The following is a 20,572-nucleotide window of genomic DNA, read 5'->3' as shown; positions in this document are numbered from 1 at the left end:
GATCTTATTGGTATTGAAGAGGTCTGGTTAGCTTACCTGGCGATTCTTGCCGCTTTTTGCACGCACACGGTTTTCCGTTTGTACGTATACGGTGTCCGTGGTTGCCATACTTGAGTGCCCTAAATCCTCGGAAAGGTCCTTTAAGGCGCGGCCGCGCTCAACTTCCATACTGGCGCCGGTATGTCTCAGCCAGTGTGTGGAAGCCTCTTTTAGCTTGCGTGCGCTGTCCTCACCCTCAGTCAGCCGCATTGCTTCATAGGCTTTATCAAAAACCTGCTGAACAATGCGGGTAAGCTGTCGCGATGTCATGCCGCCTTGGCCGCGGATTTTTTCGACTATGGGATGGTTTTCTCCCAATGAGGGCAGGGGGCTCAGGCCTCGGTAGATTCGATAGCGTTTGAGATAATCGATAAAGCTGGTGGGAACTGTGATATCCCTCAGTTTTCGCCCTTTCCCGAAGATCTTAAGCCACCAGTTCCCGTCCGAGTCCTGCCAAAAGTGGCTCATCACAGGGGTCCAATTCTTACGTTCAGACAGCTCGGATATACGCAAAAACAGGGTTTTTAGTGCACAAATGACGAAGAGGCTGCGCTCGTAGATTGGATCTTCATCGGCGAGGCTTAATGCCACATTAAAGACATATTGCCACTGGGCTTCGGTTAACCGCCGAATCTCCTTGACCTGTGCATCCTTAATGAAATGACGGCAGTCGGACTTGGCAATCTGTGCAGGGTTACCGTACAGATATTCCTCGTTCATCAAGTACTTGTAGAAAGCGATGATCCCGGTAAACGTGGCGGCCAAGGTCTGTTGCGATGGTTTGTACTTCCTCTTGTCCGGTTTGGACTCTGGGTTATCGTTATTTTTGGGCTGCTTGAGCTTATACGGTGCCCAGGACGGGTTTTGAATAAACCGGCCGTTGTTGAACAGGAACTTCTCGTGGTTGGCCAGGCAGATCCAGGATACCGGCGGCTGCCAGCAGAAATCCGCGTACTCGAGGATATCGGCCTTGCGCAGTCGCTCCATAGGTATGCCTTTGACCAGGAACACCCACAACAGGAAGCGTTCGGTCTCATTGCGGAAGCGTGTAAAGGTATGCTCGGACTTGTTGCGGCCCGTGTAACTCAGGAACTCCTGGCCCCAGCGCCAGTGGGACTGCCACCAGGACTCGCCGGATTCCAGGAAGTCCCGTAGATCTGGATAGTCGTTGAGGCTGAAGTCCTTGAGCTCGGCATAGGTCGGGTACAGCGGGACGGGTTTGGAGACAGTCATGGGTGGGCCTGAAGTCCGGGTTTTCAGTAGAGAAACCCATTCTAAAGGCTTCAACATCTAATGTCGAATACTAAACAGTATCGGATATTTTGAATTCGACATTTTGAAGTAGTGAAGCTGCTCTCCCCTGAATGCCTACCTTTCCATTTGCCATGTCGGCAGTCAGCTTTACTTGGCGATACAAATTAGCCACATCGAACGGCTGCTGGCGAAATCACCGCCGCCTATGTTCGCCCGGGCTATATCGCGGCCCGCACCTTTTGGCGACCCCTAGCAACCCTCTGCTACTCTGTAGGTCAATCTGGTTCTCCGGGCAGCCACGATGCGACTTGGACAATTCTTCTCTATCCCGGGATTGCTGATCGGCGCAGTATTCTTTGCGCTTTCCCTGACTCCCTCCCTCACCCCCCGCAGTGACCTGGTTCAGGGGAGCATTTCCGGGCTGTCCTTTGCGGCGGGCTATGGCGTCGGGGTGCTCGGATCCTGGTTGTGGTCCTTTCTGGGCCTGCCGGTGCCGGCCGACAGAAGCCGGCGAATCCTGCAGTGGACAGTCGCTGCTCTGTGTGTGCTGCTGGCGCTGGTATTTCTGCTCCAGGCGAGCAAATGGCAGAACTCCGTCAGGGCCCTGATGGGAATGGAGGAAGTTTCGGAAGTGCGCCCCTTCACCGTCACATTGGCGGCTCTGGCGCTGTTTTTACTGGTGCTCGCATTGGCCAGGTTATTCCGGGATGTATTTTTCTTTCTGGCGCGCAAACTGGAACACCTTATACCCCGGCGCGCCTCGCTGTTGTTGGGGCTTGTTGCGGCCTTTGCGCTTTTCTGGGGGATTATCAACGACGTTCTTATCTCGACGGCCCTGCGCACCCTGGATTCCTCCTACCAACAGCTGAACGCGCATATTGAGCCGGAGATGTCCCCACCCGGTGACCCGATGAAACCCGGCGGCGCCGAATCACTCCTGAGCTGGCAGGATATGGGGCGCCAGGGCAGGCGCTATCTGGGGCTGAGACCCAGCGCGGCCGATATCGCTGAATTGACAGGCGAGGCCCGGAACCCGATCCGGGTCTACGTGGGGCTGAATGCGGCGGAGAGGCCGAAGGAACGCGCCCGCCTTGCGCTCGAGGAGTTGAAACGGCTGGGCGGCTTCGAGCGCTCGCTGCTGGTACTGATCACACCCACCGGGACGGGCTGGGTGGATCCCGGCGCAATCAATTCCGTCGAGTATCTGCACCGCGGGGATATTGCCAGCGTCGCCGTCCAGTATTCCTATTTGCCGAGCCCGGTCGCACTGATGACTCAGGCTGCTTATGGTCGGGAGACGGCGGAAGCGGTGTTCCGGGCCATCTATGGGCACTGGCGTAAACTGCCGAGGGTGACACGGCCGAGATTGTACCTGTTTGGTCTGAGCCTGGGGGCGCTCAATTCCGACCGCTCCTTCGACCTCTACGACATTATCGATGATCCGTTCGACGGCGCTCTCTGGGCCGGGCCGCCGTTTCGCAGTGACACATGGAGGAAGATCACGGTGCACCGCGATCCTGGCTCACCGGCCTGGTTACCGCAATTTCGCGGCGGTGGTGTGGTGCGCTTCGGTAATCAATTCGGCGGTTTCCGCAAGGGGAAGGTCCCCTGGGGCTCATTTCGTATCGCCTACCTGCAGCACGCCAGCGACCCGATGGTCTTCTTCGAGCCGCAGGTGCTGTACCGGAAACCGGCCTGGATGGAGGCACCGCGCGGAAAGGATGTCTCGCCGGATCTACAGTGGTATCCGATCGTGACCATGCTACAACTGGCGGCGGATATACACGCGGGTGAGGCACCGATGGGCTTCGGACACAGCTACGCGCCGGTCGACTATGTGCGCGCCTGGCTGGCGCTGACCGAGCCGAAAGGATGGAGCGAGGATGACTTGGTGTACCTGCGGAAAAGACTCGCCAGGTACAATCCACGGTAAATCTGCCTAAACACTTGGACACAAGCGCGGGGGATCGGCAAAGCCGAGTACATAGGGCTGCCCCAATCCCCGCTTCATCACCACCAACCTCGAAGAACTTGTCAGAGCCTCCATGCACAGGTGCCGCGGCGAATCCAGCCAATGACGTTTTGCAAGCGGGGCGAGCTTGTCAGATGTCGATGCGGATGCCGACCGCCAGAAAGTCGTCGCTAATTGGCTGGGCCACTTCGTTGCTGTTGTCCCAACGGTTCTCCAGGAACAGGTTGACCCGCTGGTTCCAGCGGTAGTTGAGCCCCAGGTAGTACTGGGCCAGGCGGAATTCGTCGTCGGCTACCAGTGCCTGTTCAAATTCGTCGTCGTCCGACTCCAGGATATTGTGTCCGAAGTATACGGAATGGCAGTCGTCCCAGCCCCAACTGAACAGACTCTCGCTGCCCACGGCGTCGAAGAGGTTGACCACCTCCTCGGTCGAGCCCGGCGGTGCGAGTTCGTGATTTCTGGATTTATTCCATACTACGGCGCCGTAGAAACCCGGCTGATAGGCGGAAGGTCCATAGGCAATACCGATTGCAAAGGCTTCGTCATTGCGGCTGGCATCAAAGGAAAATCTGTCGTCGATCAGTATCGGTTCGGCGAGATCGGTGGCATCGAACAGCTTTCCCCTGCGGGTTTCCACCACCAGCTCGGCGTGGTTGTAGGCCACGCCGAAAAACAGGTTGTCGTACCAATCCAGGGTATAGGTGAGGGAGGCGCCGTAGATATTGTCGAATTCGCATTCGCCGGCGGGACAGATCAGCAGGGTGCGATCGATACCCTCCACCTCCACGACGTTCTCTACTTCAATATCAATATCGGCGGTGTGTGCGGCATACTGCAGCCCGACCTGCAAGTGATTGGCGCCGATGGGGAATTTCTTGCGCCAGCTGATGGCGCCGTCCGCGCGTCCGGTACCGGACGGGCCGCCGTCGGTGCCGAAGTTGTAGGTGCCGCTGCCGAAGCCACCGCCCACGCGGAAGTCGTCGGTTTTGCTTGTCACATCGTAATAGACGGACCACTGTTTGCCGGCGCGAAATTCGCCCCATGTGTCATGGCTGGCGAACAGATTGCCGCGGCGCAGAAAGAGGGAATTTATGGTCTCGCCTGGAGACGCCTGCTGGTTGCCGGAGACGATGATGTCCTGGCGCGCCGATGTCAGCCGCAATCCCCATTCCATGGCGACACCGGCGGTCCAGCCGCCGTATAGGTCCGGCACCGTCAGGTCGAAGGAATAGCGCGAGGGGCCGTCGTCCAGGAAGGTTTCTCCGTCCGTGTTTATTTGTTCCAGACTGACCCAGCCGTTCATTTCCAGTATCACCTCGTCAGACTGGTAAATGGGAAGGGCCTGCGTTGCGGCGGCGGCCAGAGACAGCGCAAAGCCGATGGCCTTACACACTGCCTTGTGCAATTTAACCCGCATACTGATTCCTATAATTCAGATTGCTCTATTGATGAGCGACTTAAAAAGTAGTCCAGTTGGCTGAAGCGGAGATCGCTTGGCGGTACGTTTAAGGTTTTTTGGCGGTCACTGCCCTTTCTGGCGACGCCTTTGTCGGTCCACATGTTAGAAACGGGGAATGACCGGTTGTTCGCGCACCATCAGCGCGTCCACTGGCGGCGGCGCGGCGGCTGGCGGGACTATTCGAGGAAAATCCCGCTGCACCGGAAGCCTTGGCCGAGCAAAAAATGTCTACACTTTTGAGAGTAACCCTGCCAACCCGATGGTTCGCAATGGCCACAGAGACGCAGCGCAACCTCACCCGCACCACCATGATGGGGATGGTGGTCGGCTCCATGATCGGCGCGGGCATCTTTTCCCTGCCGGCCACATTCGCCAATGCCACCGGTCCCTTCGGGGCCATCATCGCCTGGCTGATCGCCGGTACCGGCATGTTGATGCTGGCCTTTGTTTTCCAGTTCCTCGCAATACGCAAGCCGGAACTGGATTCGGGCATCTTCGCCTACGCACAGGAGGGTTTTGGCAACTATATCGGCTTTATGGCCGCGTTCGGCTTCTGGGCCGGCAGCTGCCTGGGCAACACCACCTACTTTATCCTGATCAAGTCCACCCTGGGCGCGGCGGTGCCGGCCTTCGGCGAGGGCAACACCCTCCCAGCGGTGGCCATATCCTCGGTCATCCTGTGGTGCATTCACTTCATGATTCTGCGCGGCGTCAGGCAGGCGGCGATCATCAACAAAGTGGTGACTGTGGCCAAGATAGTCCCCATCATCATTTTTGTCGTCATACTGGCGTTTGCGTTCAAGAAAGACCTGTTCGCCGACAGCTTCTGGGGTGGCGGCAACTACAACTTTCGCGATGTGATGGGACAGGTGCGCCGCACCATGCTGGTCACCGTATTCGTGTTTATCGGTGTGGAGGGCGCGAGCGTCTTCTCGCGCTACGCAAAAAATCGTGCGGATGTAGGTTGGGCCACGGTAATGGGGTTTATCGGCGTACTCTGCCTGATGATCCTGGTCACCCTGCTGCCCTACGGCGTGATGTTGCGTCCGGACATCGCCGATCTGCGCCAGCCCTCCATGGCCGGTGTACTGCGGGCGGTGGTGGGCACCTGGGGTGCAGTGTTCATCAGTGTCGGCCTGATCATTTCCGTGCTGGGTGCCTACCTGGCCTGGACCCTGCTGTGTGCAGAGGCACTTTTTTCCGCATCCAGGTACCAACTGGTGCCGAAAATTTTCAGCCACGAGAATAAAAACCAGGTTCCGTCCACCGCGCTGTGGCTGACGAATATTCTGGTGCAGCTATTCCTGATCCTGACCATTTTCGCCCAGTACGCCTTTGACCTGACACTGGAACTGACCAGCGCCATGACCCTGATCCCCTACTTCCTGGTTGCCGCCTATGGTTTCAAGCTGGCATTTACCCGGGAGACTTACGCGGGCGACCCCGCCAGCCTGCGCTACCGGGAGCTGGTCTTCGCATTGATCGCGACCATCTACACGATATTCATGATCATCGCAGGCGGACTGGGGCATGTCCTTCTCGCCTGCATCCTGTTCGCGCCCGGCACCCTGCTGTTTATTTTCGCGCGCCGCGAGAGAGACCTGGCCACATTTACAACGCCGGAAAAGCTCCTGTTTGCGGCCATCGTCATCGGCGCCATTGCCGGTATTTATGCACTCGCGACCGGCGCCATCACCCTGTAGCCGCAACCGGATTCTCAAGTGGAGAAATTTCAATGGCCAAAGCCAAGCCGGATTCAAATGCCACCTTGGGCGTACATTCCGAAGTCGGGGTACTGCGCAAAGTCATGGTGTGCGCCCCCAGCCTGGCACATACACGTCTGACCCCCACCAACTGTGACGACCTCCTTTTCGACGATGTGCTCTGGGTACAGAACGCCAAGCGCGACCACTTCGATTTCATGACCAAAATGCGCGAGCTGGATATCGAAGTGCTGGAGATGCACAACCTGCTGGCGGAAACCGTGGCCATTCCGAAGGCGCGCGACTGGCTGCTGGACCGGAAGGTCACGCCAAACAATGTGGGCCTGGGCCTGATGGAGGATACCCGCGCCTATCTGGAGAGCCTGGAGCCGCGCAAGCTGACGGAATTCCTGATCGGCGGCCTGTCGGTGGTGGATGTGCCAGATGAATTTTCCCGTTCGGACTATATGGAACTGGCGCGCGAGGCGCACGGGGCCACCGAGTATCTGCTGCCGCCACTGCCGAATACCCTCTACACACGCGACACCACCTGCTGGATCTACGGCGGGGTCACCCTGAACCCGCTCTACTGGCCTGCGCGCAAGGAGGAGACGCTGCTCACTACCGCCATCTACAAGTTCCACCCGGATTTCACCAGAGAGAAATTTGAATTCTGGTGGGGCGATCCGGACACCGATTCCGGGCTCGCAACCGTGGAAGGCGGCGATGTAATGCCGGTGGGCAACGGTACTGTGCTGATCGGCATGAGCGAGCGCAGTTCGCGTCAGGGGATATTGCAACTGGCCGTGGCACTGTTCAAGAAGGGTGCAGCACAACAGGTGATTGTCGCCGCCATGCCCAAACTGCGCTCCGCCATGCATTTGGATACGGTATTTACCTTTGCCGACCGGGACCTGGTCACCCTCTACCCGGAAATCATGGACCGGGTCCACGCGCTGGTGATCCGTCCCGGGGACAAGGCCGGGGACCTGCATATCACCCTGGAAGACAAGCCTTTTGTGGATGTGGTGGCGAAAGCGCTCAACCTGAAGAAGCTGCGCCTGGTGGAAACCGGTGGCGATCACTACGCCTCCGAGCGCCAGCAGTGGGACAGCGGCAATAACCTGGTGGCCGCCAGGCCGGGGGTGGTGTTCGCCTACGACCGCAACACCTGGACCAACACCCAGTTGCGCAAGGAGGGCATAGAGGTGATCACCATCGTTGGTGCCGAACTCGGGCGCGGGCGCGGTGGTGGCCACTGTATGACCTGCCCCATCCTGCGCGATCCGATCGACTTCTAGGAGCGCTGCACAACCGATATAAACCATGACAAAAAAAACCGACTCCGAAGCGATCCGCAAACCCTCGCTCGCCGATGCACTGATTCCGCTGATTGTCCTGACGCTCCTGATCAGTGGCGCTCTGCTGCTGTTTGGAATGGATGCGCTCGACGGTCCCATCCAGACGGCGCTGATCATCTGCTGCGTGGTGGCGGGACTGATCGCGGTGAAGAACGGTCACTCCTGGGAGGCTGTGCAGAAGGCCGGCCGGGGAGCCATGGAGTCTATCACCAGTGCCATATTTATCCTGCTGGCGGTGGGCGCATTGATCGGCACCTGGAACCTGTCCGGTACCATTCCCACCCTGGTGTACTACGGCATTCAGGTGCTGTCGCCAGCCTGGTACTACCCGGCCGCCGCCCTGATCTGCGGTGCCATCGCTATGTCCATCGGCAGCTCCTGGACCACTGCCGGTACCATCGGCGTCGGCCTCGTGGGAATTGCGACGATGATCGGCGTATCCCCAGCCATCGCTGCCGGTGCGGTGGTCTCCGGCGCCTATCTCGGCGACAAGCTGTCGCCGCTCTCCGAGACCACGATTCTCTCCGCACAGATGGTTAGGGTCGACGTCTACACCCACATTCGCAATCAGGCCTGGACGTCGGTGCCGGCCTTTCTGATCGCGGCCCTGCTTTTCACCTTTCTCGGCCTGGGCAGGGTGGATGCGGAGGGGCAGAGTGAGATGCAGGAAGCGGTGGAACTGGCCGAGCTGAACGGCATCTACTCGATCGGCATCCTCAATCTGCTGCCGCTGGCACTGCTGGTGTGGCTCTCCATTCGCAAGACACCCGCCTCCCTGGCGCTGCTGCTGTCGGCCCTGTTCGCGGGCGCACTCGGCGCCTTTCTGCAGCCGGGCGTCTACGCCGAATTTGCCGGCGCCGACTCGCTGGGCCCGGCGGATGCCGTCGCCGCCGTGTGGCAGGCGATGGCCAACGGTTTTGAGATGAACTCCGGCATTGCCGACGTGGACCGGCTCCTCTCCCGCGGTGGCATGTCGAGTATGCTGCATACCCTTTGGCTGATCATGGGCGCGGTGACCTTCGGCGCCTTGCTGGATGAGTTCGGGTTGATCGGGCGGCTAGTAGACCCGCTGATCTACCGCGCAAAGTCCACGGGAGGGTTATTCCTGACGGTTTTCGCCAGTGCATTCGGGCTCAACCTGGTTGCCGGCGACCAGTACATAGCATTGGTGCTGCCCACGCGCATTTACCGTGCCGAGTTTGAGAAACGCGGGCTGGCACCGCAGAATCTGTCCAGACTAGCAGCCGACAGCGGCACCGTCACCTCACCGCTGGTGCCCTGGAACTCCTGTGGTGCCTTTATGGGGGCTGTACTCGGCGTACCCACACTGGTTTACCTGCCCTTCTGCTTTTTCAATATCATCAGCCCGCTGCTCAGTGTTCTGTACGGCATCACCGGCTTCAAGATAGTGAAGCTGGATAAGATAGGGAAAACGGGGCGCTGACGGCGCCTGTCGGCGCCTGTCGGCGCGGGTATACTCGCGCCATGAAATTCTGCAATCATTGCGGCAGTGATGCCGTCACCTTTTCCATCCCACTACTTCAACTCCATGTGATCGTCGGCACACAGGTAATCGTTGCCACCCCACATTACGTAAATCAACACCCTGCAATTCAGCGATAATATGCGGCCAATCGAAGGGGCGCACCTTTGAGCTACAGCGTTGTACCGCCCGATTCACATGCTTCCAGGCACACCGGTCCCTTAGGATCAATTCGCTGCCCCCCAAAGCACTCTGCAACAACCTGCTCATCTTTATTGCCTACAGATCTGTATCAGCCCCTTAAATTTCGAGCTAAAACATCCAGAGAGTACACGCTATTACAGCCGATGGTGTGTGGAGCGGCCCATGGCCGCGATCGGTCGGCCCCCTCTCCCTTAGCCCGTTGATTCATGCAATCCTTGGCGCTCATCTGCTTTGCGGGCGCCTTCGGCGTCCAAACTGGTCCATGACGATTTGTCCCCGTAAGCGTGGGAGGGGAATAAAAGAGTCAGGTGACCCTGCCGGTAACCCGCACGCGCTTGGCGTGGGGACCATCCTGACGTTCTCACTGGGGCGCTCTATACCGGTGTCTATAGTGTTTTTGTTCGCCTGTTGCCGTTGGCCCTGCGCTTCGAGCAGATTGACATAGTTACGGAAACGGCCCTCGATCTTGCGCACATAATCGAACGGCTCCCGACCGCGGGCATAGCCATAGCGGGCACGTTCGCAATAGTCCGGGTCGGAGAGCAGCAGCATGGCGTTCTCCACGCTGTTGAACCAAATGTTACGGTCCCAGCCTTTCTGCTCGGCCAGATCCTGGGCATCGAACACGTGGCCGAGGCCGGCGTTGTAGGCAGAGAGGGTGAACCACATACTGTTTTCCGGCGTCAAACCCCGGTCGACAAACTTGCCGTGCAGCCAATGGAGATATTTGACGCCTGCCCTGATACTGGTTCGCGGATCGAACAGGTCCGTTTTACCAACCTGTTTGCCGGTATTCGGCATCACCTGCATCAGCCCTCGGGCACCGGCCCAGGACTCGGCCTGTGGATCAAAGCTGCTTTCCTGAAACATCTGGGCAACGATCAGTCGCCGGTCGAATTGGTCCGCGTAATTGCGCACCAGATCATCGAAAGGCGAAATATTGCCTTTCTTGTCCAGTTGCGTGATCTCCTTGCGCGTGCGCTTGGGGCGATCGAAATAGCGGGTATAAAGACCTGGCAGCGCATTGTTGACGCTGCGTTCTGCAAAGAACATGTTGACTGCCTTGCGCAATTTCCGGTTGCCTTTGCGCATCATCCAAGCATAGCGGTTGTCGCGCTGCCGCAGGTCCAGGGCAAAGGCGATGTCGTCGCGCCAGGCGCGTTCGAGCTTGTAGGAGACTTCGTCGGCAATGGTCAGATCGTATTCGCCATCGGCGACCTTATCGATGATTCTCTGAATATCCAGTTTTTCCGGTGCCAGTTTGATCTGCAGACCAGGCACCTGTTTCTGTATGCGCAGGGCGGTATCGTAATGACTGCCGGATTTTCTCACATGGACGGTTCGCCCGCGCAGTTCGCGGATGGAACTCACAGCGTCGTCGCTGCGCGACACTATGCCGGTGCGCGTTTCGATATAGGGACGCGAAAAGGCCATTCCCTTCCGCTGGCGGCGTCTGGTGTCTGCGAGCAGGCTTGCGGCGATATCGGCGTCTCCGTTTTGAAGCATGCGCACGAAGTCGTCGTGGCGCTTCGCGACGACGATCTCGAGCCGCAGGTTACGTTTGTTGGCAAATTTTTCCAGCAGGCTGAATTCGAACCCGAGGATTCTTCCCTTCCACATGAAATAGGTGCCGGGATGGTTGCGTGTCACGGCACGCAGCACACCGCGCTGCTTGATCGCGTCCATATCTCCGGTCGATCGCCGGGTGGAGCGAGTCAGGCGGATAAGCTCTACGCTGTCGCTGATGGATTCGAGCAGCTGTGGGGAACCTTGTCGGATGGCCCAGGCCAGTTCGTATTTCTGCGGAAAAACTCGGTTGGCCTTCAGATCGTCGCGAAATTGTTGCACCAACTCCAGCAACAGCTCATCGGCGACGGTGAAATCTGCTTTGCCATTGGCGACGTCAACCAGGATATCCATGTAATTTTTTTTTTTGGTCTCAAGTTGAAGGCCCGGATGTTGCCTGGCAAAAGCTCGGGCGCGCTCGGCGAATACTGTCCCTGCGGTCACCTTGAGCGTTTTGCCGTCGAGCGTGTCGCGATCACCCACCTCGGGTGTTCCCGTGGCGGAAACCAGTACCAGCTGGATCTCCGCACTGGGAGTCGAGAAATCCACTTGACGGCGCCGCGCGTCGGTCACAATCAGGTTGTTGGCGATCAGGTCCCCTTGCCGGCATTCAGTTGCGGAATTAATTCGCTGAAATTTTCCACTTGCAGCACGGCCGTGCGAGTCCGAGTTCCCGCGCCATCAGTTGTGCCTGGGCAATTTCAACATCCTGTTGTGTCGCCGCGCGTTTGAGCATGCTGGAGCGGCTCGGATCGACCAGTAGCCGCAGTTACTCGTGTTTGCGGATGGCATCCAGGTCGCCGGTTTCCGTGTAGTTGTCGAACAGCTCAATCGGATACTCACCGAGTATCTCCGGCGTCCAGGCGAGCTCCTCGCTGCCGGCGCTCTGGGGCGCAGCAGCGTCTTCGCGCGACGTCCGCTCACAACCTGTGGAGAGACACAGCGGCACGAGCAGGAGATAGCTTGCGATATGGCGCAGAAAGGTGTCCATGTATGGTTACGACAGTTTACGGCGGGCTTCTTGAATACTAGCTCGTGCTTTGCGGCTGTCGACGGAGGCGGGTGCCGGGGCCGACGGGCTTGGAGGAGACGGTGGCAACGATTTCACCGTAGCTGAAGATGAGGGTTGGCAGGGATTCTGGAAATTTTCGCCAGAATGGGGTTGACTTGTTGTTTCTAAGAGCTTTTTCACTGGCCGCATCCTTTGAAAACCCTCCTCATTGTTGATTTAGAAGCCACCTGCTGTAATACCGCTACCTTAAGCGTTGTTTCGGCCGTAGGATGGGCAAAGGAGCGTAGCGACGTGCCCATCTTCCGGGGCCTTGATGGGCACGCTACGCTTTGCCCATCCTACAAATATGCTGATTTTCGGCTTAAGGTAGCGGTATTAGCCACCTGCTGGGATGATCGCCCGCAAACAATCCACCACCTGGAGATCATCGCGTTCGGTTGTGCCCTTGCCTTCACCTAAGGTGTTGTCACAAGCCTGTTCCATCAGCTTTTCCAATGTTGAGCGCGAACGGCATGGTATCGCTCCGTTATTTGTCACTACTCCCCACATCAATCTCAAAGCCTTGAGGCACCAACAGCCTGACTTAGCTGCTCTCGCAGAGAGGAGAACCGCGCTTCGGACAAATGCTGAAGTCCTCCTATATATTGAGCTATTTGGAAAGTACTGAGTTGCGAAGGAATGTTCAAAAGCAATTGAACCGTACTACCAACTATCAAATGATCAACAGCGCCAAGGGTCATCGATTCCATTGCTAACGGTTCGGTAATTGCCTGGGCACACGTCAATATGCATGGGGTCTACGACTTTGATCGCTCACCGGGGAAGTCGTTCAAATCAACCATTGCGCAATGCGTGCATTGAAACTGAAATGAAAGTTCTAAAGATTAAAAATACAATAAAAACAATAAGTTAGGTAGTATTTGCCGGTCAATTCACCCAAAAACAGTCAAACACCCTACTCCCGCCACTCAACAGATCCGCGGCAACTGCTCGCCGGGCAGTCGAGCCACTAGGCGCTCGCAGCCAAGAGCGTTCTGCAGTATTACCCCGGGTCTGTTGCCGCGGGCGACGGCGCCTATGATCCGGCTGCCCACGGAGACTGGGTTTCTCGCCAGGACCGCCAATGCCAGTTCGGCTTGCTCTGCCGGTACAAAGGCAACAAAGCGCCCCTCGTTGGCCACGTAAAGTGGGTCCAGGCCGAGTATCTCGCAGGCGCCCTTTACCGGTTCGCAGACCGGAATTACTGTTTCCCGCACAATGAATTTTTTATCGGCACTTTCGGCCAGCTCCACCAGTGCAGTGGCCAGGCCGCCGCGGGTCAGGTCGCGCAGGCAGTGCACGGCAATTCCCGCGTTCAGTAGATCCTCGACCGCGCCGTGCAGTGGCGCGCAGTCGCTGCGCAGTGGGCCGTCGAACTCCAATCCCTCGCGCCTGGCCATGACCGCCATGCCGTGACGACCGATATCACCGGACAGCAGTATCAGGTCTTCGGGCTGGATTTGTCGCGGCTCGATTGCCATTGGATGCTCAATTGTGCCGATACCGGCAGTATTGATATAGAGTCCGTCGCCCTTGCCTCTCTCCACCACCTTGGTGTCGCCGGTCACCAGCTGCATCCCTGTTTCGGCCGCGGCCTCGCCCATGGAGGACATCACTCTGGCGAGGGTGGCCATTGGCAGTCCCTCTTCCAGTATCAGGCTGCAACTCAGGTACAGGGGTCGGGCACCGCTCATCGCAAGGTCGTTTACAGTGCCGTAGACCGCGAGCTTACCGATATCGCCACCGGGGAAAAACAGCGGCGTTATGACGAAAGAGTCGGTGGTGAAAACCACACGATCGTTTTTTACCGGCACTGTCGCGCTATCGTGCGCCTGGGCTATCCATGGGTTGTCGAAGTGGGGGTAGACGTAGTCTCGCAACAGTTTCTGGCTCAGCTCGCCACCGCTGCCGTGACCCAGGCGCACGACTTCTCCGGTATCTGTCGATAGGGGGCATTCAATGTTCATCGGCAGTGACCTGTCTGCTGTATCGATAGTAGGCCGCGCAGGCTCCCTCGGAGGATACCATGGGGGCACCCAAGGGCTGTTCCGGGCGGCAGCGCTGGCCGAAGTGTGGACAGTCGCAGGGCTTTTTCTGCCCCTGCATTATCTGGCCGCTGATGCAGCCGCTGCTGTCTATCTGCGGGCTGATGTCGAGGCTGAATTTTTTCTCCGCATCGAAGGCCGCGAACTCGGGTCGCAGGCGCAGACCGCTGGCACCGATAGTGCCGACACCGCGCCAGGTCTGGGCGGCGATATCGAATACCTGTTCGAGCATTTCTTGCGCCGGGATATTGCCGCGCCGCTCCACAGCCCGCGCATACTGGTTTTCCACGCTGCAGCAGCCCTGCTCCAGCTGGCGCAGGCACATCATCACGCCCTCGAGGATATCCAGTGGCTCGAAGCCGGTAACCACTATGGGCACACGGTACTTACTCGCCAGCGGCGGGTACTGCTCGTATCCCATGATGGCGCACACATGGCCGGCGGCGAGGAATCCCTGCACGCGCGAATCGGCCGCGGAGCAGATGGATTCGATGGCCGGGGGGACCAGGAAGTGGGATACGAGGAGGGATAAATTGCGCAGGCCTTTTTTCCTGGCGAGGAAGGCGGCCATCGCATTGGCGGGAGCGGTGGTCTCGAAGCCGATGGCGAAGAACACCACTTCCCTGTCCGGGTTCTGCTGCGCGAGTTCCACGGCGTGCAGCGGTGAGTAGACGGTGCGGATATCCCCTCCCCCGGCCTTGACCGCGAGCAGGTCCCGCTCGCTACCCGGCACCCGCAGCATATCGCCGAAGGAGCAGAAAATAACCTCCGGCCTGGCGGCAATGGCGATGGCCTTGTCGATGATTTCCAGCGAGGTCACGCACACGGGGCAGCCGGGGCCGTGCACCAGTTCCACCTGTTGCGGCAGGAACTGCTGCAGGCCGTACTTGACGATCGCATGGGTCTGGCCGCCGCAGACTTCCATGATGGTCCAGGGCCTGGTGGTGATACGGGCAATCTCCGCGGAGATTTTTTCGATACTTTGCCGCTGCCGGTACTCGTGCAGGTATTTCATAAACTAACCCAAATCCCCCAGTTCGCCGATTTCTTCCAGGTAGCGAAACACCCTTTGCGCTTCCTCCTCACGCACGCGGCTGATCGCGAACCCCACATGTACAATCACATAGTCGCCGACGCGGGCCTCGGGGACATAGGCGAGGTTGATTTCCTTGCTGATACCGCCAAAGCTCACCCTGGCGCTGCGCTCCAGCGGTGCGCTGTTGAGTATCTCCTCGACGCGGCCGGGAATACCTAGACACATAGGGCGCTACCCTCCCCGACCTGAATTCCGCAGGCGGCCATACAGCGGGCATAGTAGATTTGGCCCAGCGCGATGCCACCGTCATTGGGGGGAATACTGCTGTGGCAGTGAACCCGGAAATCGTTTCGCCGCAGAAGGGCCGCCGCAGTTTCCGTCAGCCGCCTGTTCTGGAAAACGCCGCCGGAAAGAAACACATGCTCCTCGCCGATATTTAACGCGACAGACAGGACTATCTGCGCCAGGGTGTTGTGAAATGCGGCCGACCTGTCGGCGATAGACGTCCCCTTTCTACCCTCCTCCATCAGCGCGACGACTGTCGGTACCCAGTCAATAACCCAGCGGCCGTCTTGTTGCTCCATGTCAAACGGATAGCTGGCTGCAGTGTCCGATTCCTGCGCGACATACTCCACCGCCATGGCTGCCTGCCCCTCGAAACTGATTTCCGTGGCCAGGCCGAGCAAGGTGGCCACCGCGTCGAACAGGCGGCCGACACTGGTACAGCGCGGACTGTTAATGTTCCGCTCCAGCATTCTGGTGAGATTTTTTATCTCGCTGTTGTTGAAACAGTTGTGCAGCGGCTCTTGCGCAAAGGCTTCCCTTCCCAGCGACTCGAACAAAAGCCCTGCCGCCGATCGGCGCGGCTCGCGGACGGCCCGCTCGCCCCCCGGCAGCGGGAAGGGCCGCAGGCTGGCGAAATGTTTCACTTCAGCACCGTCATTCCAGTGCAGGAACTCGCCGCCGCGCACGGTGCCGTCCTCGCCGTAGCCAGTGCCGTCCCAGCAAACGCCCAAGGCGGGACCACGGTATGCATGTTCCGCCATACAGGAAAAGAAATGGGCCAGATGATGTTGGACGCCGATACGCTTGGTCTTTTTTTTCTGCGCCCAGTGGTTGGAGGCGTAACCGGGATGAAGGTCGCAAAGCAGAGCCCGGGGTTCCAGCCGGTAAAAATCCGCGAGATCGTCGATAGCCCGCTCAAAGGTCTCCAGCGCAATACGATTTTCCAGATCGCCGATATGCTGGCCCGGGTAGACGATATTGCCGCGCGCGAGTGCCACGCAGTTTTTCAAATCCGCACCCACTGCCAGCAAGTCGTCGTCTGCGGCAGAAAGGTCCGGGAGTTGCAGCGGTAGCGGCGCATAGCCGCGCGCGCGGCGCAGCATCACCGGCCGCTCATCCATTACCCGCAGCACCGAGTCGTCCAGCGGACGCAGTATCGGTCGGTCGTGTAACAGGAACAGGTCGGCGATATTGCCGAGCCGGTCAACTGCCTCGTCGTTGTCGATGCAGATCGGTTCGCCGGCCAGGTTGCCGCTGGTGGCAACCACGGGGCGCCGCAGCGACTCCATCAACAGATGGTGCAGTGGCGAACAGGGCAGCATCGCACCCAAGTTCGGGTTCTGCGGGGCGACCTCCATGGCTATGCGTGCGCTGGACCGCCCGTTCGCAGACAGAAGGACTATCGGCCTCTCCTGGGCGGACAACAGCAGTTCTTCCCGCTTTGAAATATCGCAGTCCCTGTGCACTGCGTCGATATCCGGATACAACAGTGCAAAGGGCTTGTGGGGCCGCTGCTTCCTTTCCCGCAGTTTCCTTACCGCTTTGGCATTGGACGCATCCACCAAAAGCTGGATGCCGCCGACACCTTTCAGGGCGACAATCCTCCCCGCATCGATTGCCACTACTGCCTGGTGCAGAGCATTTTCCCGCACCGCAATTGTTTTCCCCCGCCGATCGCAAAGCTGCAACTGGGGCCCGCATTCGGGACAGGCATTGGGTTCGGCGTGATAGCGCCTGTCCCCGGGATCGGCGTACTCACACCGACAGTCTTCGCAAAGTGGGAAGTACTTCATCGCGGTGTTGGCGCGATCGTAGGGTAGCCGCTCGACGATACTGTAGCGGGGGCCGCAGTGGGTGCAGTTGGTAAACGGATAGCGGTAGCGGCGGTTGTCGGGATCAAACAGCTCTTTCAGACAGTCGTCACAGGCTGCCAGGTCGGGCAATACAATCGCGGAGGGCGCGGCACTGTCGTCGCTCTCCCGGATCACAAATCCGGACTCTTCCCGCAACGGAATCGGCTCGCTGGTGAGATCATGAATACGTGCGTGTGGCGGCTTTTCTGCCGTCAATCTTTGCGCGAATTCGCGGATCTGCAGAACTTCGCCCTGCACTTCCAAGCAGACACCGCGGGCATCATTCGCGACCCAGCCACACAAGCCGCAGGCGCGGGCCAGGCGGTAGACGAAGGGCCGGAAGCCGACGCCCTGCACCAGTCCGGTGATATCGATGCGCCGGCGTTCAGTCGCCATGACTGTCTTCGAATTCCAGGCTGTCCAGTATTATTTCCTGGGCCTCGGCATGATGGATGTCCGACTGTTCTTCGATCTGCAGGCGCAGGCCCTCCAGTGGGGTGCCGATGATTTCGCGCTCGAAGTGCTCGCGCAAATGTTCCGCGGAGATATGGGCAAGGGCGCCGAGGCGGAGTCTGGCTGCCACCAGTCTGTCGCTCTCACTGCTGGCCAACAGGTGGATTTTTTCCACCAGGTTCTTGATCAGGGATTGCTCGTGCACGGCGGACCTCCTGTCTGCGTCATTAAAGATTTCAGAATTTCCTGTTCGACTTTCGCTGCGGCGGCCTCCACCGCCGGCGATAGGGCCGCACTGGTGGTGAAGTTCTCGCCACAGATCCCGTAGATATCCAGCTGCAGCGGCAGTGCACCCATAACCCGCCCCAGTTCAATCGCCTCGGCCAGGTTGAGGCCGTGGCTGGATGTCGTGCACACACTGGCTGGCATCGCTTCCGCCAGACCGTTCAGGCGGATAATGTCGCCGGCCTGCCGCCCATGGGCCATTATGGCATCCACAAGGCAAACCCGGCGGCGCGTCCAGTCTTCCAGCAACCGGGTCATATCGCCGCCGTTTTCTATGCAGTCCACGGAGTCGCCCAGCTTTTCGCGCAGCCTGTGCAGAAGGTAGGGGCCGACGCTGTCGTCGCCGCGAAAGTGGTTACCGAGGCTGATAACTGCCCAGTCCGTCACTGCGCTATCCATCACTGCCCCACTCTTCCACTGCGCTCCAGGTGCAGCTGCAGGAAGTGGGTGGAGCAGGAGATGCAGGGGTCGTAGTTGCGGATCGCCTGCTCGCACTGGGCCTGCAGTTTGTCCTCCGGCAGGTGCAGGAACTTCGGCAGCATATGGCGCAGGTCGTCTTCAATGGTCTTCTGGTTCTGGGACGTGGGCGGCACTATCTTGGCATCGGTGATTTTGCCCCGCTCGTCGATGCTGTAGCGGTGGTAGAGCAAACCCCGCGGCGCCTCGGTGGCGGCGCAGCCGGTGGACGCGCGCGGCTCGGTATTCAGGTAGGGCTCTTGCGGCTGCTGGTAGCCATCGATAATCCGCAGCGCTTCATCAAACGCATAGAGCACTTCCAGACTGCGCACCACTATGCTTTGGAACGGGTTGGCACAGAATGGCGGGAAGCCGATATCTTCCGCCGTCTGCCGCACCAGCGGCGACAGGCGATCGTAGTTCAGGTTGTAGCGCGCCATGGGGCCGACGAAATAGGCACCGCGTTCGACCAGCACGCTGTGCAGCGCATTGGTGTATTCGACGTGTTCCTCGCGAAAGTGGGAATCGTATTCGCTGACGGGAATATCCAGGCCGCGGGTGGAGGCGATGCGCCCCTTGTTCATCGGATATTCCTGCGAATGGCTGAGAGCGACAAATTCGTATTGATCCTCCGCGGAACGCTCGAACTTGGGAAACGGCAGCGACGCCGCCCAGCGTACCGTTTCCGCAGCCATATCGCGGGCTTGCAACAACTGTTCCCGCAAAGGTTTCAGTTCACTCGCTGCCGGCACGCGGTAGAAACCACCCACGCGCACATTGATCGGGTGAATTTCCCGGCCGCCCAACAGCTTCACAATCGCGTTGCCGGCCTTCTTGATCTGCAGGCCGACCTGTACGATTTTCGGGTGGTCTTTGGCCATGGCCACCGCGCTTGGATAGCCGAGAAAATCCGGTGCGTGCAGCATATAAATATGCAGCGTATGGCTCTCGATCCACTCGCCGCAGTAGATCAGCCTGCGCAGGGCGCTCAATTCCGGCGTCGGCACCAGGCCAAGGGCGTCTTCCATCGCGTGCAGCGCGCTCATCTGGTAGGCCACCGGGCAGATGCCGCAGATGCGCGCGGTGATATCCGGCGCTTCCAGGTAATCGCGCCCGCGCATAAAGCCTTCGAAGAAGCGCGGCGGTTCAAAAATTTTCAGTTTCACATCGTGCACGCCGCCGTCGTCATAGCGAATATAGAGCGCGCCCTCGCCTTCCACCCGCGCCAGGTAGTCGACCTTGATGGTTTTACTTTTCGCCATTGTCCTGCTCCTCGCGGCGGCTCGCCGTCTCGAAGGCGGGCGCGGCGGCGTTGAAGTTGCGCAGGTTCTCGACAACTGTGGCTTTATCCGCGCCCAGCTCCGTTTTCCACCAGTGGCACAGGGATTCGGTGTTCGGATTCTCCTTGGGGCCGTAGCAAGCGTAGCAGCCGCGGTTGTAAGTTGGGCAAAGGGCGCCGCATCCGGCGTGGGTGACGGGGCCCATGCACGGGGTGCCATGGGCAACCCAGACGCACACATTGCCGCGGATTTTGCACTCGATGCAGACCGAGTGCGGGGGCACCTGGGGCGGTCGGCGGTACAGGAAGGCACTGATCACTTCCAACAATTGCCGCTTGTTGATCGGGCAGCCCTGCAATTCGAAATCCACCGGCACATGGGCGCTGATCGGCGTCGAAGTCTTCAGCGTGGCGATAGTTTCCGGGTGGGCATAGACGATGGAGGTGAATTCCTCCACGTCGGCAAAGTTGCGCAGTGCCTGGATACCGCCGGCGGTGGCGCAGGCGCCGATGGTGACCAGGGCGCGAGACTGTGCGCGCACTTCGCGAATGCGCCGCTCGTCCTCTGCGGTGGTGATGGAGCCCTCCACCAGCGAGAGGTCGTAGGGGCCCTCCACCGGTTGACTGGAGGCCTCCATAAAATAGGCGATATCCATTTTGTCCGCCAGCTGCAACAGCTCATCTTCGCAATCCAGCAGGCTCAGCTGGCAGCCGTCGCAGGAGGCGAATTTCCACACGGCGAGCTTGGGCCGGGTTGCATTACCCATTGCAAATCCCCGGGTGGAATC

17 protein-coding genes are annotated in these 20,572 nt (G+C 59.1%); 5 read left to right on the top strand and 12 right to left on the bottom strand.

Going from position 1 to position 20,572, the window contains the following annotated elements:
• Nucleotides 1-27: 27 nt before the first annotated feature.
• Complete coding sequence (locus PP263_RS05490; RefSeq protein ID WP_308367361.1) at nt 28-1,272, bottom strand: site-specific integrase; 1,245 nt, start codon at nt 1,270-1,272, stop codon at nt 28-30.
• A gap of 322 nt (nt 1,273-1,594) precedes the next feature.
• Between PP263_RS05490 and PP263_RS05485 the strand changes: the two genes are divergently transcribed.
• Nucleotides 1,595-3,226 (top strand): alpha/beta-hydrolase family protein, encoded by a 1,632-nt coding sequence (locus tag PP263_RS05485; RefSeq protein WP_308367360.1) that lies wholly within the window; start codon nt 1,595-1,597, stop codon nt 3,224-3,226.
• 169 nt (nt 3,227-3,395) lie between these two features.
• Here PP263_RS05485 and PP263_RS05480 read toward each other — a convergent pair whose 3' ends face one another.
• Nucleotides 3,396-4,682 carry a porin gene (locus PP263_RS05480; protein WP_308367359.1) on the bottom strand — a complete coding sequence of 429 codons (1,287 nt, stop codon included), beginning with the start codon at nt 4,680-4,682 and terminating at the stop codon, nt 3,396-3,398.
• Nucleotides 4,683-4,993: 311 nt separating this feature from the next.
• On the opposite strand from PP263_RS05480, the gene PP263_RS05475 reads away from it, so the two are divergent.
• The 3 genes from PP263_RS05475 to nhaC are packed head-to-tail and all read left to right on the top strand — an operon-like array spanning nt 4,994 to nt 9,232.
• Nucleotides 4,994-6,427 (top strand): basic amino acid/polyamine antiporter, encoded by a 1,434-nt coding sequence (locus PP263_RS05475; protein ID WP_308367358.1) that lies wholly within the window; start codon nt 4,994-4,996, stop codon nt 6,425-6,427.
• Nucleotides 6,428-6,459: 32 nt separating this feature from the next.
• On the top strand, nt 6,460-7,728 hold the full coding sequence (locus tag PP263_RS05470) for an arginine deiminase (protein ID WP_308367357.1): 1,269 nt from the start codon (nt 6,460-6,462) through the stop codon (nt 7,726-7,728).
• Nucleotides 7,729-7,753: 25 nt separating this feature from the next.
• Nucleotides 7,754-9,232, top strand: a complete 1,479-nt coding sequence (nhaC, locus tag PP263_RS05465) for a Na+/H+ antiporter NhaC (protein WP_308367356.1) — start codon at nt 7,754-7,756, stop codon at nt 9,230-9,232.
• 465 nt (nt 9,233-9,697) lie between these two features.
• On the opposite strand, the gene PP263_RS05460 is transcribed toward nhaC, so the two are convergent.
• The gene (locus PP263_RS05460) at nt 9,698-11,614 is read right to left on the bottom strand and encodes a transglycosylase SLT domain-containing protein (protein ID WP_374693698.1); all 1,917 of its coding nucleotides are present in this window, start codon (nt 11,612-11,614) and stop codon (nt 9,698-9,700) included.
• A 196-nt stretch (nt 11,615-11,810) separates the two neighbouring features.
• On the bottom strand, nt 11,811-12,032 hold the full coding sequence (locus tag PP263_RS05455) for a hypothetical protein (RefSeq protein WP_308367355.1): 222 nt from the start codon (nt 12,030-12,032) through the stop codon (nt 11,811-11,813).
• Nucleotides 12,033-12,676: 644 nt separating this feature from the next.
• On the opposite strand from PP263_RS05455, the gene PP263_RS22670 reads away from it, so the two are divergent.
• On the top strand, nt 12,677-12,808 hold the full coding sequence (locus PP263_RS22670; RefSeq protein WP_374693697.1) for a hypothetical protein: 132 nt from the start codon (nt 12,677-12,679) through the stop codon (nt 12,806-12,808).
• Nucleotides 12,809-13,021: 213 nt separating this feature from the next.
• Here the strand turns inward: PP263_RS22670 and hypE are convergent, their stop codons facing one another.
• The 8 genes from hypE to PP263_RS05415 are packed head-to-tail and all read right to left on the bottom strand — an operon-like array spanning nt 13,022 to nt 20,551.
• Nucleotides 13,022-14,059, bottom strand: a complete 1,038-nt coding sequence (gene hypE, locus PP263_RS05450) for a hydrogenase expression/formation protein HypE (protein WP_308367354.1) — start codon at nt 14,057-14,059, stop codon at nt 13,022-13,024.
• Nucleotides 14,049-15,152 (bottom strand): hydrogenase formation protein HypD, encoded by a 1,104-nt coding sequence (hypD, locus tag PP263_RS05445; protein WP_308367353.1) that lies wholly within the window; start codon nt 15,150-15,152, stop codon nt 14,049-14,051. The genes hypE and hypD overlap by 11 nt, the downstream gene beginning before the upstream one ends.
• A 3-nt stretch (nt 15,153-15,155) precedes the next feature.
• Nucleotides 15,156-15,398 (bottom strand): HypC/HybG/HupF family hydrogenase formation chaperone, encoded by a 243-nt coding sequence (locus PP263_RS05440; protein ID WP_308367352.1) that lies wholly within the window; start codon nt 15,396-15,398, stop codon nt 15,156-15,158.
• A complete protein-coding gene (hypF, locus tag PP263_RS05435) occupies nt 15,389-17,707 on the bottom strand; it encodes a carbamoyltransferase HypF (protein WP_308367351.1) in 2,319 nt (772 codons plus the stop codon). The genes PP263_RS05440 and hypF overlap by 10 nt, the downstream gene beginning before the upstream one ends.
• The gene (locus PP263_RS05430) at nt 17,697-17,969 is read right to left on the bottom strand and encodes a hydrogenase/urease maturation nickel metallochaperone HypA (RefSeq protein ID WP_308367350.1); all 273 of its coding nucleotides are present in this window, start codon (nt 17,967-17,969) and stop codon (nt 17,697-17,699) included. The genes hypF and PP263_RS05430 overlap by 11 nt, the downstream gene beginning before the upstream one ends.
• The gene (locus tag PP263_RS05425) at nt 17,951-18,448 is read right to left on the bottom strand and encodes a hydrogenase maturation protease (RefSeq protein WP_308368563.1); all 498 of its coding nucleotides are present in this window, start codon (nt 18,446-18,448) and stop codon (nt 17,951-17,953) included. The genes PP263_RS05430 and PP263_RS05425 overlap by 19 nt, the downstream gene beginning before the upstream one ends.
• Complete coding sequence (locus PP263_RS05420) at nt 18,448-19,767, bottom strand: Ni/Fe hydrogenase subunit alpha (protein ID WP_308367349.1); 1,320 nt, start codon at nt 19,765-19,767, stop codon at nt 18,448-18,450. Before PP263_RS05420 ends, PP263_RS05425 begins: the two co-directional genes overlap by 1 nt.
• On the bottom strand, nt 19,754-20,551 hold the full coding sequence (locus PP263_RS05415) for an oxidoreductase (RefSeq protein ID WP_308367348.1): 798 nt from the start codon (nt 20,549-20,551) through the stop codon (nt 19,754-19,756). The genes PP263_RS05420 and PP263_RS05415 overlap by 14 nt, the downstream gene beginning before the upstream one ends.
• Between the last annotated feature and the right edge of the window lie 21 nt (nt 20,552-20,572).

The sequence above is a fragment of the Microbulbifer sp. TB1203 genome (assembly GCF_030997045.1).
GTDB lineage: Bacteria > Pseudomonadota > Gammaproteobacteria > Pseudomonadales > Cellvibrionaceae > Microbulbifer.
This window is presented reverse-complemented; position numbering and strand designations above follow the sequence as displayed.

Coding starts and splice junctions, on each gene's coding strand:
- hypE (WP_308367354.1), bottom strand. CDS start 14,059: ATGAACATTGAATGCCCCCTATCGACAGATACCGGAGAAGTCGTGCGC.
- PP263_RS05420 (WP_308367349.1), bottom strand. CDS start 19,767: ATGGCGAAAAGTAAAACCATCAAGGTCGACTACCTGGCGCGGGTGGAA.
- PP263_RS05425 (WP_308368563.1), bottom strand. CDS start 18,448: ATGGATAGCGCAGTGACGGACTGGGCAGTTATCAGCCTCGGTAACCAC.
- PP263_RS05455 (WP_308367355.1), bottom strand. CDS start 12,032: ATGGACACCTTTCTGCGCCATATCGCAAGCTATCTCCTGCTCGTGCCG.
- nhaC (WP_308367356.1), top strand. CDS start 7,754: ATGACAAAAAAAACCGACTCCGAAGCGATCCGCAAACCCTCGCTCGCC.
- hypD (WP_308367353.1), bottom strand. CDS start 15,152: ATGAAATACCTGCACGAGTACCGGCAGCGGCAAAGTATCGAAAAAATC.
- hypF (WP_308367351.1), bottom strand. CDS start 17,707: ATGGCGACTGAACGCCGGCGCATCGATATCACCGGACTGGTGCAGGGC.
- PP263_RS05475 (WP_308367358.1), top strand. CDS start 4,994: ATGGCCACAGAGACGCAGCGCAACCTCACCCGCACCACCATGATGGGG.
- PP263_RS05440 (WP_308367352.1), bottom strand. CDS start 15,398: ATGTGTCTAGGTATTCCCGGCCGCGTCGAGGAGATACTCAACAGCGCA.
- PP263_RS22670 (WP_374693697.1), top strand. CDS start 12,677: ATGCTGAAGTCCTCCTATATATTGAGCTATTTGGAAAGTACTGAGTTG.
- PP263_RS05485 (WP_308367360.1), top strand. CDS start 1,595: ATGCGACTTGGACAATTCTTCTCTATCCCGGGATTGCTGATCGGCGCA.
- PP263_RS05490 (WP_308367361.1), bottom strand. CDS start 1,272: ATGACTGTCTCCAAACCCGTCCCGCTGTACCCGACCTATGCCGAGCTC.
- PP263_RS05415 (WP_308367348.1), bottom strand. CDS start 20,551: ATGGGTAATGCAACCCGGCCCAAGCTCGCCGTGTGGAAATTCGCCTCC.
- PP263_RS05480 (WP_308367359.1), bottom strand. CDS start 4,682: ATGCGGGTTAAATTGCACAAGGCAGTGTGTAAGGCCATCGGCTTTGCG.
- PP263_RS05470 (WP_308367357.1), top strand. CDS start 6,460: ATGGCCAAAGCCAAGCCGGATTCAAATGCCACCTTGGGCGTACATTCC.